11 protein-coding genes are annotated in these 13,341 nt (G+C 58.5%); 8 read left to right on the top strand and 3 right to left on the bottom strand.

Going from position 1 to position 13,341, the window contains the following annotated elements:
• Nucleotides 1-48: 48 nt before the first annotated feature.
• Nucleotides 49-615 (bottom strand): alkyl hydroperoxide reductase subunit C, encoded by a 567-nt coding sequence (ahpC, locus tag I6L35_RS18930; protein ID WP_005344674.1) that lies wholly within the window; start codon nucleotides 613-615, stop codon nucleotides 49-51.
• A 691-nt stretch (nucleotides 616-1,306) separates the two neighbouring features.
• Nucleotides 1,307-1,753, bottom strand: coding sequence for a CBS domain-containing protein (locus I6L35_RS18925; protein ID WP_216979031.1), 447 nt, complete (start codon nucleotides 1,751-1,753; stop codon nucleotides 1,307-1,309).
• Between the two features lie 230 nt (nucleotides 1,754-1,983).
• Here I6L35_RS18925 and queA point away from each other — a divergent pair, with 230 nt between their 5' ends.
• The 8 genes from queA to I6L35_RS18885 all read left to right on the top strand — a co-directional run bounded on the left by queA (nucleotide 1,984) and on the right by I6L35_RS18885 (nucleotide 10,527).
• Nucleotides 1,984-3,036 carry a tRNA preQ1(34) S-adenosylmethionine ribosyltransferase-isomerase QueA gene (gene queA, locus I6L35_RS18920; RefSeq protein WP_216979030.1) on the top strand — a complete coding sequence of 351 codons (1,053 nt, stop codon included), beginning with the start codon at nucleotides 1,984-1,986 and terminating at the stop codon, nucleotides 3,034-3,036.
• Nucleotides 3,037-3,110: 74 nt separating this feature from the next.
• On the top strand, nucleotides 3,111-4,247 hold the full coding sequence (tgt, locus tag I6L35_RS18915; RefSeq protein WP_005337329.1) for a tRNA guanosine(34) transglycosylase Tgt: 1,137 nt from the start codon (nucleotides 3,111-3,113) through the stop codon (nucleotides 4,245-4,247).
• 51 nt (nucleotides 4,248-4,298) lie between these two features.
• Complete coding sequence (yajC, locus tag I6L35_RS18910) at nucleotides 4,299-4,634, top strand: preprotein translocase subunit YajC (protein ID WP_005337327.1); 336 nt, start codon at nucleotides 4,299-4,301, stop codon at nucleotides 4,632-4,634.
• A gap of 18 nt (nucleotides 4,635-4,652) precedes the next feature.
• Nucleotides 4,653-6,506 carry a protein translocase subunit SecD gene (gene secD / locus I6L35_RS18905; RefSeq protein ID WP_005344680.1) on the top strand — a complete coding sequence of 618 codons (1,854 nt, stop codon included), beginning with the start codon at nucleotides 4,653-4,655 and terminating at the stop codon, nucleotides 6,504-6,506.
• A 10-nt stretch (nucleotides 6,507-6,516) separates the two neighbouring features.
• Complete coding sequence (secF, locus tag I6L35_RS18900; RefSeq protein WP_005344682.1) at nucleotides 6,517-7,464, top strand: protein translocase subunit SecF; 948 nt, start codon at nucleotides 6,517-6,519, stop codon at nucleotides 7,462-7,464.
• A gap of 83 nt (nucleotides 7,465-7,547) precedes the next feature.
• Nucleotides 7,548-7,916: a rhodanese-like domain-containing protein gene (locus I6L35_RS18895; protein WP_005344690.1), complete on the top strand. Its 369-nt coding sequence runs from the start codon at nucleotides 7,548-7,550 to the stop codon at nucleotides 7,914-7,916.
• 90 nt (nucleotides 7,917-8,006) lie between these two features.
• Nucleotides 8,007-8,942: a lipoprotein NlpI gene (gene nlpI, locus I6L35_RS18890; RefSeq protein WP_005344691.1), complete on the top strand. Its 936-nt coding sequence runs from the start codon at nucleotides 8,007-8,009 to the stop codon at nucleotides 8,940-8,942.
• Between the two features lie 607 nt (nucleotides 8,943-9,549).
• Entirely contained in the window at nucleotides 9,550-10,527 is a 978-nt protein-coding gene (locus tag I6L35_RS18885; RefSeq protein WP_216979029.1) for an AraC family transcriptional regulator, read from the top strand.
• 95 nt (nucleotides 10,528-10,622) lie between these two features.
• Here the strand turns inward: I6L35_RS18885 and I6L35_RS18880 are convergent, their stop codons facing one another.
• Complete coding sequence (locus tag I6L35_RS18880) at nucleotides 10,623-13,004, bottom strand: glycoside hydrolase family 3 protein (RefSeq protein WP_216979028.1); 2,382 nt, start codon at nucleotides 13,002-13,004, stop codon at nucleotides 10,623-10,625.
• Nucleotides 13,005-13,341 lie beyond the last annotated feature (337 nt).

The raw sequence follows: 13,341 nt of genomic DNA, 5'->3' as shown, positions 1-13,341 counted from the left end.
CGGAAAGCAGACCGGCCCTTATGCGGGCCGGTCTTGGAAGCGGAAGGCTTAGATCTTGCCTACCAGATCCAGGGACGGGGCCAGGGTAGCTTCACCTTCTTTCCACTTGGCCGGGCACACTTCACCCGGGTGGGAGGCGACATACTGAGCTGCTTTGACTTTGCGCAGCAGCTCCAGGGCGTCACGGCCGATGCCGCCAGCGTTGATCTCGACGATCTGGATGATGCCCTGCGGATCAATCACGAAGGTACCGCGGTCGGCCAGGCCGGCTTCTTCGATCATCACGCCAAAGTTGCGGGTAATGGTGCCGGTCGGGTCGCCAATCATCGGATACTGGATCTTCTTGATGGTGTCAGACGTGTCGTGCCAAGCCTTATGGGTGAAGTGGGTATCGGTAGAGACAGCGTAGATCTCGACGCCCAGCTTCTGGAATTCAGCGTAGTTGTCAGCCAGATCGCCCAGCTCGGTCGGGCAGACGAAGGTGAAGTCAGCCGGGTAGAAGAAGACCACGGACCACTTGCCTTTCAGGTCTGCGTCAGAGACCTGCACGAATTTGCCATTGTGGTAGGCGGTAGCATTAAACGGCTTGATTTCAGTGTTGATGTAGGTAGACATGTAATTGCTCCTTGGTGATGTACATATGCCTGTCTGGTGTTGAAGAGTCTTGCCAGACGAGGCGCTTAACTTTCGATGGATTCATCATAGGGGCTTCCGCTAATCGATAAAAGCCGCATTTTTGAATCGCTTAAATCTACTTATTAGATAGCTCACTATGGCTGTACCTAACATGAATATCTCTGGCCTACTGAGATAACTCCTTGTCATGGTTCAATATCTGTGCGCTACATCGCCTTTTCAAGGCATGAGAAGAGGTGTGCAGAGGCATGGCGACGCGATGAGATAAACGGTGGAGCAAACAGGTGGCGCAGGAGGTTGAGGGAACTGGTTGCAGCGATGGAGATGTGCTGACAAGGGGGAGAGCAGAAAACGCGGATAAAAAAATCCCGGCGCTATCGCAACGACAGGGCCGGGTCATCAAACAAGGAATGGCTATATAAACAAATGCTTTACAGCAAAGACTAACTACGGGGTGTGCAAACTTGCAGACATATGAGAGGAAGATAATGGGTGCACAATCCCTTTTCTCCCCCTCGGCAACTATTGCATGAGAGGGATGATAGTGTGACGCAGATCACAAGGCAAGTATTTGGTGTAATTTTTCAGTCAAAATGAAAGTGTTTCATCATTTTAGCTTATTTTGACGGCTGAAAACGCTTTTATTGTAATTTAATTACAGGTTGCTCCATCAAAAATCGGTCGGGGGATCCTGCTCTTCCATCAATTCCAACAGGTTGATGGCCACGGCAATAAAGTCCGACTCGGTGACAATGCCGATCAGCTTGCGTCCTTTGAGTACCGGCAGGCAGCCATACCGGTGCCGCTGCAGGTAGAGGGCAGCCTCCTTGATGCCGGCATGGGGATCCACGCTCGCGACCTGACGGGTCATGATCTCGTCAAGGTGGACACTATCAGTGAATTCAGCCTCCCGCTCCGGACTTATCAGCAGCAGCTTGGATTCCCGGGTGGCCAGGATATCGGTGAGGGTCACCAGCCCAAGCAAATGGTGCTGCTCGTCAACGATGGGAATATGGCGGATCCGCTCTTGTTGCATCAGATCCATCGCCTGTTTGACACTGTTCTCCGGTCCCAGAGTGAAGGGATGTTCTGTCATGATCTCGGATAGGGTCATCATGGTAGGCCTCCTGATTACATTGGTTTTTCTTCACCGCCTCTCTCCACCCTAGCCCAGCCATGGGTGGCAAAACATGATCAGGGTCAATACAAAACATTAAAGAGTCATTAACCGGTTGGTGGTCACAAAATTGCCCGCTACCCCTTGTCTCTCTTGGGTTTTTGGTCTTTTGGGTTGCCTTGGAAGATGGGGATAACTAGACTAGCCGCCGATTCCCCCCGAGGTGAAAGATGCAAGTATCCGATTTTCATTTTGATCTGCCAGACGAGCTGATTGCCCGCTATCCGATGGCGGAGCGTACCGCTAGCCGCCTGTTGCAGCTCGATGGTCAAACTGGCGCTCTGCGCCACGGTCAATTTGTCGATGTGCTGGATCAGCTCAATCCGGGCGATCTGCTGGTATTCAACAACACCCGCGTCATTCCGGCGCGCATGTTTGGCCAGAAGGCCAGCGGTGGCAAGCTGGAGGTACTGGTCGAGCGCATTCTGGACGAGCACAGCGTGCTGGCTCATGTCCGGGCATCCAAGGCACCCAAGCCGGGCACCCGGATGATCATGGATGGGGGCGTGGAGGCAGAGATGCGCGCCCGTCACGACGCCTTGTTCGAGATCCACTTCCTCGACCCGCGTCCGGTACTGGAGATTTTGGAAGCCATCGGCCACATGCCGCTGCCTCCCTACATCGACCGTCCCGACGAGGATGCCGACAAGGAGCGCTACCAGACTGTTTACAATCAAAAGCCGGGCGCCGTTGCCGCGCCGACCGCCGGTCTGCACTTTGATGAGCCGCTGCTTGCGAAAATTCGGGCCAAAGGGGTTGAAACGGCCTTCGTCACCCTGCATGTAGGGGCGGGGACCTTCCAGCCGGTGCGGGTTGAGAAGATTGAAGATCACCACATGCACTCCGAGTATGCGGAAGTGCCGCAAGAGGTGGTGGATGCCATCGCGGCCACCCGTGCCCGTGGTGGTCGGGTGATTGCGGTGGGGACCACATCGGTGCGTTCGCTGGAGAGCGCGGCCAAGGTTACCTTGGCGCAGGGCAAACCGCTGGCGCCCTTCTTTAGTGACACCGATATCTTCATCTTCCCTGGCTACCAGTTCCAGATTGTCGATGCCATGGTCACCAACTTCCATCTGCCGGAGTCGACCTTGATCATGCTGGTCAGTGCCTTTGCCGGTTATGACAACGTGATGGCGGCCTATCAGGCAGCGGTGGCCGAGCAGTACCGTTTCTTCAGCTACGGGGACGCCATGTTCGTCACCCGTCGCCAGGTTGAAGCATAAGCTTCAGCGTATTTACCGGGCCCTGAGCGGCCCTCCTATTGTCAGACTGTTTCTCTGACTGAATCGAGGTAGCAATGAAATTTGAACTGAAAACCACCGACGGCCGTGCCCGTCGCGGTCAACTGGTCTTCGAACGTGGCGTGGTACAAACGCCGGCCTTTATGCCGGTCGGTACCTACGGCACCGTCAAGGGGATGACCCCGGAAGAAGTGCGTGAAACCGGTGCCCAGATCCTGCTGGGCAACACCTTCCACCTCTGGCTGCGCCCGGGTCAGGAAGTGATGCGTGCCCACGGTGATCTGCACGATTTCATGAACTGGCAGGGGCCGATCCTGACTGACTCCGGTGGTTTCCAGGTATTCAGCCTGGGCCATATTCGCAAGATCACCGAAGCGGGCGTCCACTTCCGTCACCCCATCAATGGCGAGAAGATCTTCCTCGACCCCGAGAAGTCCATGGAGATCCAGTACGATCTGGGCTCCGACATCGTGATGATCTTCGATGAGTGCACGCCCTATCCGGCTACTTACGAAGAGGCGCGCAAGTCGATGGAGATGTCCCTGCGCTGGGGTAAGCGTTCTCGTGACAAGTTTGATGCGCTCGGCAACAAGAATGCCCTGTTCGGCATTATTCAGGGGTCAGTTTATGAAGATCTACGGGATGTCTCTCTCAAGGGGCTGCTGGAGATCGGTTTCGACGGTTATGCGGTCGGCGGTCTGGCGGTGGGTGAGCCCAAAGAGGATATGCACCGCATCCTCGAGCACGTTTGCCCGAAAATTCCGGCCGACAAGCCACGCTACCTGATGGGGGTCGGCAAACCGGAAGATCTGGTGGAGGGGGTTCGCCGCGGTATCGACATGTTCGACTGCGTCATGCCGACCCGCAACGCCCGCAACGGTCATCTGTTTACCACTGATGGCGTAGTGAAGATCCGCAACGCTCAGCACCGCAACGACACCAGCACCCTGGATGCCGAGTGCGATTGCTACACCTGCAAGAACTACAGCCGCAGCTACCTGCACCATCTGGACAAGTGCAACGAGATCCTCGGTGCCCGTCTGAATACGATCCATAACCTGCGTTATTACCAGCGTGTGATGCAGGGTTTGCGGGACGCGATCGAGCAGGGTAAATTAGACGACTTTGTAACTGAGTTTTACCGTCGGCAAGGGAAGCCTGTGCCTCCGTTAGCTGAAAATGACGTTAAATAACAACAACATATAATTTTGTTTTTCAAATCTACATCAATAAGAGGTTGTTAAATGAGCATTATCTCCAAGGCGTATGCAGAAGGCGCAGCACCGGGTGCACAGGGTGGTGGTATGGAAATGATCATCATGCTGGCCGTATTTGGCCTGATCTTCTACTTCATGATCTATCGTCCCCAGGCCAAGCGCGCCAAAGATCATCGCAATCTGATGAGCTCCTTGTCCAAGGGTGATGAAGTGCTCACTTCCGGTGGTCTGGTTGGCAAGATTGCCAAAGTGGCTGCTGACAGCGATTACCTGGTGATCGCTCTGAACGACCAGACTCAAGTCACCATCAAAAAGGACTTCGTCTCTGCCGTTCTGCCCAAGGGTTCTATCCAGTCCCTTTAATCTCCCAAGGAGCACAGCGTGTTGAATCGCTATCCGCTGTGGAAATACCTGATGGTGGTCTTCGTGATCGCCATCGGTTTTCTATATGCAGCCCCCAATCTTTACGGCGAAGACCCGGCCCTGCAGGTTTCTGCCAGCCGTGGTGCCGAAGTCAAGCTAGATACCCTTGACCTGGTGACACAGACGCTCGACGAGGCGAAAATCCCGGTCAAACATGCTGCGTTCGAGCACGGTCTGATCCTGATCCGTTTCAAGAACACCGAAGACCAGCTCAAGGCGCGCGATATTGTTGCCAACAAGCTGGGTGACAACTTCATTACCGCACTCAACCTGGCACCTTCCACTCCCGCCTGGCTCGAAGCCATCGGTGCGGCCCCTCTGAAGCTGGGTCTTGACCTGCGCGGTGGTGTGCACTTCCTGATGGAAGTGGACATGGCCGAAGCACTGACCAAGCAGCAAGAGCAGATGGTGCAGGATTTCCGTGCCGAGCTGCGCACCCAGAAGATCCGTTACTCCGGCGTGCGCCGGGTCGGTGATCAGGTGCAGGTGATCTTCCGTGACGAAGCCGATCAGGAACGCGCCGTTTCTCATCTGCGTCGTCAGAACCCTGATTTGACTTTCACTACCGAGCAGAAAGGGGATGAGTTCATCCTGCTGGCTGGTCTGAGCGAAGCCAAGATCAAGGAAGTGAAGAAGTACGCCCTGGAGCAGAACATCACCATCATCCGTAACCGGGTCAACGAACTGGGTGTGGCCGAGCCGTTGGTACAACAGCAAGGCGCCGAGCGCATTGTCGTTGAACTGCCCGGTATTCAGGACACTGCCCGCGCCAAGGAAATCCTAGGGGCGACCGCTACCCTGGAGTTCCACATGGTGGATGAGGCTGCTGATATTCAGGCTGCCGCGGAAGGGCGAGTACCTCCCAGCTCCAAGGTCTATACCGATCGCAATGGTCGTCCTGTGGTACTGCACAAGCGGGTGATCCTGACCGGTGACCACATCGTGGGTGCCCAGTCCGGTTTCGACGAGTACAGCCGTCCCCAGGTCAACATCAAGCTGGATGGCCAGGGTGGCAACAAGATGGCCAACTTTACCAAGGACAACGTGGGTAAAGGGATGGCGACTGTCTTCATCGAGTACAAGCCGGTTGGTCAGCCTGGTCCGGATGGCAAGCGCAAGTTCCGCAAGCAGGAGGAGGTGATCAACGTCGCCACCATCCAGTCGCGTCTTGGCAGCCAGTTCCGTATCACAGGTATCGACAACGCCAACGAAGCCCACAACCTGGCGCTGCTGCTGCGTGCCGGTGCCCTGATCGCCCCGATCCAGATCGTGGAAGAACGCACCATTGGCCCGAGCCTGGGTCAACAGAACATCGACAGCGGTATGGAAGCCATCGGCTGGGCCATGCTGGTGATCGTGCTGTTCATGGGGATCTACTACCGCGCGTTCGGCTGGGTCGCCAACCTGGCGCTCTGTATGAACCTGGTGTTGATTGTCGGCATCATGTCGATGATCCCGGGTGCCACCATGACCCTGCCGGGGATCGCCGGTATCGTCTTGACGCTGGGGATGGCGGTGGATGCCAACGTGCTGATCTACGAGCGTATTCGTGAAGAGATCCGCAACGGTCGCGGTGTTCAGCAAGCCATCCATCTGGGCTTTGATCGGGCATTCTCCACCATCGCCGACTCCAACGTGACCTCGCTGATCACTTGCGTGATCCTGTTCGGTATCGGTACTGGCGCCATCAAGGGCTTTGCCCTGACGCTGGGCATTGGTCTGACCGCCTCCATGTTTACTGCCATCACAGTTTCCCGTGCCATTATCAACCTGGCTTGGGGTGGACGGCGTATCGACAAGCTGCCCATCTGAGGATAGAGAGATGTTTCAGATTCTACATTTTGAAAAACCGATCCCGTTTATGCGCTATGCCAAGCCGGGTGTGGTTTTCTCTTCCGTGCTGATGGTGGTAGCCCTGTTCTTCCTGTTTGATCGGGGGCTGAACTGGGGTCTGGACTTTACCGGTGGAACCACCATCGAGGTGGGATTCCAGCAGTCGGTGAGCCTGGACAAGATCCACGACGTTCTGGAAGAGCAGAAGATTGAAGGGGCCACCCTGCAACACTTTGGCTCCAGCCGTGACGTGCTGTTCCGTCTGACCCCGAAAGAGGGGGTCAAGGTCGAGCAGCAGGGTAACGAGGTGCTTGCGGCGGCCAAGCTGCTCGATGAGGGCGCAGTGCTCAAACGCGTCGAATTCGTCGGCCCTTCAGTCGGTGACGAGCTGGCCACTGACGGGGCGCTGGCGATGCTGGCCTCCATCATCTGTATCCTGATCTACGTGGCGGTGCGCTTTGAATGGCGTCTGGCCATGGGCGGCATTCTCTCGCTGGTGCATGACGTGGTGATCACCCTGGGTGTCTTTGCCTACTTCCAGTACGAGTTCGACTTGACCGTACTGGCGGCGCTGATGACCCTGGTGGGTTACTCCCTGAACGATACCATAGTGGTGTTCGACCGCTTGCGGGAGAACTTCCGCAAGGTGCGTAAAGGGGATACCGACTACATCCTGGATCTCTCCATGACCGAGACCCTGAGCCGTACTATCATCACCTCCGGCCTCACCTTCGTGGTGGTGCTGGCGCTGCTGCTCAAGGGTGGCGCGCTGATCCACGGTTTTGCCGTGGCCATGGTGATCGGTGTGGCTTTCGGTACCTACTCCTCCATCTATGTGGCGAGTGCGTTTGCCATGTTCCTCGGCGTCAAGCGCGAGCACATGCTGCCCACCCAGGTAGAGAAAGAGGGCGCGGATCAGCAGGAGATCCTGCCGTAACAGAAAGAGCGCCTAATGGCGCTCTTTTCTTATCTCTGCGTGTCGTTTGCTGACGCAGATGATGTCAACAAAAGGAGCTTGCCATGCAACACAATCCCCGTTTTTTGGCGCTGGTTGACGGGATCCGCTCCCGCATCACCGAAACCGATGTTCACCAGATCAAGCGCTGGCAGGATGAAGGGCGCACGTTTCACCTGATCGACGTGCGGGAAGAGAGCGAGTGGGCCAAAGGCCATCTGCCCGGAGCCCAATATCTGGGTCGTGGAGTGATTGAGCGGGATATCGAGACCCTGTTCCCGGATCCCGAGACCACACTCTATCTCTATTGTGGTGGCGGTTTTCGCTCCGTACTGGCGGCCGACAATTTGCAACAGATGGGTTATCGCAACGTAATCAGTGTTGACGGCGGTTTTCGCGGCTGGCTGGAGGCCGGATACCCTGTCGAATCCTGATTTATTTGATGGAGAGGGGCTCAGCTACATGACAAAGTGGCGGCTGACCTTTACCATATGCGGGGTCAAGCGTAAGCGTCGGAGTGTTCATTGAACGTCAGGAAAGGGATTGGATACCTCCTTGGTATCCTGTTGTTGCTCCCCATGTGGGGTTGCAGCAGTAGCAGTCATGTCAACACCCCTAAGGTTCCCAAGGCGCAGCCTGCTTCACTGGTATTGGCGACCCCCCTGCAGGTCTCCTACCAAAGCGAGTTGGCGCTCGCCCGACTCGGGCAGATGCTGAGTGAAATGGAGTTGACCACGGAGCAACGGGCCGAGTTGTTCTATGAACGTGCCGTGGTGTTTGATCGCGTCGGCTTGCGTTCCCTCGCTCGTCTCGATTTCAACCGGGCCCTGCGGGAGAAGCCGGATTTCGCCGAAGCCTACAACTTCATCGGTGTCTATCTGGTACAGCAGCAGAACTACGACGAAGCCTATGAGGCATTCGACTCAGCCCTCGAGCTGGCACCCGATTATGACTATGCCTACCTTAACCGCGGCATTGCCCTCTATTACGGTAACCGTCCCGAGCTGGCTGCGGCCGATATGAAGCGTTTCTACGAAGCGCAGCCGGAAGACCCCTATCGGGTGATCTGGCTCTATCTGGCCGAGCAGAAGCTCAATCCCGCTGCGGCCATGAGCCGGATGCGCGAGCGCCTCAACAAGTACGATGACGATGCCTGGAACTGGGATCTGGTGCGTCTCTACACAGGTGAGATCAACGCGTCCCAGCTGATGGGCAACGTGGTGAAAGGGGTGAAGGATAACCGGGAGCTGGCCGAGCGCCTGTGTGAAACCTATTTCTATCTGGGCAAGTTCGAGTTGGGCAAAGGCAACCGCAAGGAAGCCATCAGCTACTTCAAGTTGGCGCTCTCCAACAACGTCTATGACTTCATCGAGCACCGCTATGCTCTGCTCGAACTGGAGCTGATGGCACGCAAGCCCTTGCCGCCGGGAGCCCAGAGCAAAGGCGAACAGCCCTCCTGAATGGAGATGGCGATTACCCAGTGATAGAAAACCTCGGTATGAGGCTAATGCCAGTCAGTGAAGCCTGACTGGCATTGTTTTTATCTGCTTTTTCACACCTACTCCCGTGGCTTGGCTCCATGTCACAGTGAGCTGCGTGTCGCTAATCCACACAACCCCGCCAGTTTTTCCAACTCTGCCGCCCGCTTCTGAATAATGCACGGGCACATCTGATCCATGCAGCTCAACAGATGGATGGGGCCGATGCCGTGTGAAACCCGGCCGGCTCGTCGTATGCCTCCTGATATGGGTGATTCTCTTCCCTATCGTGGTGGGCGACTGGTTGACTATCTGCGGCTCTTGTTCGACTCCTGCCGGACTGCACTTTTAAATCGTCTCGTCTGACGAGAGGGAGTAAATATGAGTGCTGACCCGTGCTTTTACACTCCGTTACATCTGCTCGTCCTGTGACCGCCCCATAATGGCCCCTGATCCCCTAACCCTGTGCCCCTGTGCGATGGGGGGCGGATCAGTAGTCGACAAGGTGGAGAGCACGAGTAGTTTCCTGTCAGCACGGAGGCCAGAACGGCAGATGTCACAGAGCGTATCAAACCAGGTGATCAGACGAATGCTGGGAGCCTGCCAGCAGCAGGGGGGAGATCCCGATGCCATTTTGATGGCGGGCGGCCTCACGTCGTTCGACATCGAGCGAGAACAGGGCCGGCTGCCGGCCCACAGCCACTACCGGATGCTGCAGCTGATGCAGCCCTATCTGGCCAGTTTTCACGAAACCATCCTCTCCTACGACATCGGCCAGCTCTACCAGCACTATCCACCCCTCATCAGCCTGTGCCTGAACCAGCCTTCGCCGCGAGCGGCGCTCGAGGTGCTGTTGGCCTATCGCCCCATCATCGGTAGTTGTGACGAGCTGCGGGTGCGGCGGGGGGCGCAGGCCAGCCAATACCTGTATGTCAATCAGGGGCCTGCCAGCCTGGGGGCGAGTCAGGCCATCCCCAACTTCATCATCCTCTACCGGATCCTGCGGGTCTATCTGGCGGCTCCCCAGGTCTCGGTGGGCTTCACGGGGCGGCCGCCACCGCGCCATCAGCTGCTGGATCAATTCTTTGGAGCCCGCTGCCGCTGGGAGCAGGGGGAAAACACCCTGACCATCGACAACGCCCAGCTCGACTGCCCCAGCCACTGCTACAACGAACCGCTGGGTCATCTGCAACTGGCCCAGCTGGCGCAGATCTGCGCCGACATCGCCGAGCGGGCCCCCTTTGCCTATCTGGTGGGGGAGCGGATCCGCCACAAGATCCGGGAAGGGGAGCTGGAGAGCGACGAGAGCCTGCTCAAGGAGGTGTGCGCGGCCATGAATGTCAGCCGCTGGACCCTCAATCGCAAATTGCAGGGGGAGGGGAGCAGCTTCTCCACCCTGCTGAGGGAGGCGAGGGTGAACGAAGCTTGCCGCTTGCTGGGCGAGGGGGATCAACCGCTGCAGAACATCAGCGATCGGGTCGGCTTCTCGTCCCAGAGCGCCTTCAACCGTTTCTTCAAGGCCAACACCCGCATGACGCCGCTGGCCTATCGCAACGCCCGCCAATAACAACGGGACCGGCGCAAGGCCGGTCCCGTGGGCGGGTCATTGCTGGGCAATGTTCGAGCAAGGCCAGGCTGGGAGCCAGGCCGTGCCTGCCTCTGTTAGCGAGTGACGGTGGTGACGCTGGCGGGATCCACCCCGGTCGGCAGTGCCAGTGCCCCTAGCGTGGTGTTGCTCACCACTATCTCCTTGCTCACCGTGAAGCTGACCGGCGTGTTGGCGGAGACATCCGACGAGGGGCTGATGTAGGCGCTGTAGCGACCCGGCTCCACGATCCACTGGTTGCTGGCTTCATCGAAGCTGGCGAGGATGCTGGCCGGAATGGTGAAGCTCAGCTGTTCGCTGGCCCCCGGTGCCAGCTGCGCCGTCTTGGCAAAGGCCTTGAGCTCGATGAGCGGTTTCTTCAGCTTGACCTCGGGGGCGGTCACATAGACCTGGGCCGCCTCCTTGCCTGCCACGGCACCCGTGTTGGTGATGGTGGCGGTCAGCACCAGGCTGCCGGCACTGCCCCTCTCCAGGGTATTGCTGGCGATGGCGGGGCTGGTGTAGCTGAAGCTGGTGTAGGAGAGACCGAAGCCGAACGGGTAGGAGACCGTCTGCTCGAAGGTGCTGTAGTAGCGATAGCCCACGTAGATCCCCTCGTTGTAGTAGAGATCGTCCGGTTCGCCGTCTCCGTCGGTGTCCTCACCCGGGAAGGTGCCGGCGGAGGGAACGCTGGCGTAGCTGTGCGGGAAGCTCTGGGCCAGCTTGCCGCTCGGGTTGACCGCGCCGGAGAGCACGTCCGCCACCGCGTGGCCGGTCTCCTGGCCAGCCATGTAGGCCAGCAGGATGCCATCCACCTTGTCGCTCCACTGGGCGGTATCGATGACGCCGTTGACGTTGAGCACCACCACCACCTTCTTGCCCTGGGCGTGGAAGGCGCTGCTCACCGCGTCGATGAGGGCGCGCTCGTCATCGCCGAGCAGATAGTCCCCCTTGCCACTGCTGCGATCCGCCCCTTCTCCGGCCTGGCGGCCAATGCTGATGACGGCGGCTTGCTGGGTGGCGGCCGCATTGGCGATCAGCGCCGCCAGCTCGCCGCTGATCGGCGCCTCGGCGCAGGTGTAGTAGCCCTTGGCGCCAAATTGCCCCTCGTGATAGACCTTGTTGTTCTCGTAAAAATCGCGGTAGTAGCTCTGCAACGCCTCGTTGACCGGGAAGCGTGCTGCCAGTCCCTGCGCGATGGTGGTGGTGCTGGCGGCGTTCACATCCCCGCTGCCGGTGCCGCCCTTGTAGGTGTTGATCTGATTGATGCCGAAGCTGGCCAGGGTGCTGCTTGCCGCCAGCGGCAGGGCCGCGGCCTCGTTGCGCAGCAGCACCATGCTCTCGGCGCCGGCCTGACGGGCCAGTTTGGCATGGGCGGTCAGATCCGGGCTGTTGCTGATGGCCAACTGGCTGTAAGAGGGGCTCTTCATCACCAGGGTCAGGATGTGGATGGCGGCCTCGTTCACCTTGGCCTCGTCGAGATCGCCGTGCGCGATGGATTGCTGCAACTGCTCCTTGACGTTGCCCGGCTCGATCAAATCTTGCCCCGCCAGCACCTGCTTGTAGGCGTTGTTGGCCACGTCGCCGGCAAACCAGTCGGACATGACTAGGCCGTCAAACTTCCACTCGCCGCGCAGAAGGTCGGTCACCGCATCCTTGCGCTCGTTGACATAGGTGCCGTTGACCTTGTTGTAGGAGGTCATCACCGCCCAGGGCTGGGCCTCGTCTACCGCTATCTGGAAGCCGCGCAGGTAGATCTCGCGGAAGGTTCTCGGTTCGCCGATGTCGTTGATTTGGTTGCGGTTGGTCTCGGAGTTGTTGCCGAAGTAGTGCTTGATGGTGGTGCCCACCCCGTTGCTCTCCACCCCGTTGACCATGGCGGCGCCGATTTTGCCGGTCAGCAGGGGATCTTCCGAGTAGTACTCGAAGTTGCGGCCATTGAGCGGGTTGCGCTGGATGTTCATGCCCGGAGCCAGCAGGATGTCGACCCCGTACTGGCGCACCTCGTCCCCCATGGCTTCGCCGACGGCCTTGACCAGCTTGACGTCCCAGCTGGAGGCGAGCAGCGAGCCGATGGGCCAGGCGGTAGCGTAGTAGCTGGCGCTGTCACCGTCGCGGTTGGCGTTGATCCGCACCCCGGCCGGCCCGTCCGCCAGTTTGAGGGCCGGAATGTCGATGCCGTCCGCGCTGCGCAGCACGCCGTTGATGTAACCCGCCACGCCGGGCACGTCCTGCTTGACGTTGATGGCGCCGTTGGCACTGCCGTAACCGGGGCCGGAGAGCAGGTCCAGCTTCTCGCTCAGGGTCAGCTTGGCCACCATGGCCTCGGCCTGGCCGCGGTAATAGGCATCGTCCTTGACCAGGGGATCCGAGTCATTCTGGTTGCAACCGACCAGCAGGCCGGCCAGCGCCAGGCTGACACCCAGTGAAACCGCTTTCAATTTTGTGGTGATAGGCATGAAGACGTCCTCGTAACTGTCTGAATAAAAATACAAAGGAGATATCGACACCGGGCGCAAGGCATCCGCCCGGGCTGGGCCGCTCTGCTGGCGGCTGCCATTGGATATCGCAAGGAAGGCCGAACGGGCCGGTGGGCCGGCGTTTGGCTGCAGGCAGGTTAACAAGCCGGGCGATGGCTGCCTTGCCCCGAGGGAGCGAGAAATGTGCCGGCGGGAGCAAGGGGGCCGAGTTGTGAGCAAGGTCGCATCGAAAGGCGGTGCCAAAGCAAAGGTGGGGGTGGCAAGAGGGGAAAGGGCAGGGGAGAAGGAGGGAAAACGGATGGCCTGACGGCCAATG

The sequence above is a fragment of the Aeromonas sp. FDAARGOS 1405 genome (assembly GCF_019048265.1).
Taxonomy (GTDB): Bacteria; Pseudomonadota; Gammaproteobacteria; order Enterobacterales; family Aeromonadaceae; genus Aeromonas; species Aeromonas veronii_A.
Note: the sequence above shows the minus strand (reverse complement) of the source record. Positions and strands in the feature narration are given on the sequence as shown.

What these genes read in the sequence shown, in the direction of transcription:
- ahpC (WP_005344674.1), bottom strand. Translation starts at nt 615, where the DNA reads ATGTCTACCTACATCAACACTGAAATCAAGCCGTTTAATGCTACCGCC.
- I6L35_RS18925 (WP_216979031.1), bottom strand. Translation starts at nt 1,753, where the DNA reads ATGATGACCCTATCCGAGATCATGACAGAACATCCCTTCACTCTGGGA.
- queA (WP_216979030.1), top strand. Translation starts at nt 1,984, where the DNA reads ATGCAAGTATCCGATTTTCATTTTGATCTGCCAGACGAGCTGATTGCC.
- tgt (WP_005337329.1), top strand. Translation starts at nt 3,111, where the DNA reads ATGAAATTTGAACTGAAAACCACCGACGGCCGTGCCCGTCGCGGTCAA.
- yajC (WP_005337327.1), top strand. Translation starts at nt 4,299, where the DNA reads ATGAGCATTATCTCCAAGGCGTATGCAGAAGGCGCAGCACCGGGTGCA.
- secF (WP_005344682.1), top strand. Translation starts at nt 6,517, where the DNA reads ATGTTTCAGATTCTACATTTTGAAAAACCGATCCCGTTTATGCGCTAT.
- I6L35_RS18895 (WP_005344690.1), top strand. Translation starts at nt 7,548, where the DNA reads ATGCAACACAATCCCCGTTTTTTGGCGCTGGTTGACGGGATCCGCTCC.
- I6L35_RS18885 (WP_216979029.1), top strand. Translation starts at nt 9,550, where the DNA reads ATGCTGGGAGCCTGCCAGCAGCAGGGGGGAGATCCCGATGCCATTTTG.
- I6L35_RS18880 (WP_216979028.1), bottom strand. Translation starts at nt 13,004, where the DNA reads ATGCCTATCACCACAAAATTGAAAGCGGTTTCACTGGGTGTCAGCCTG.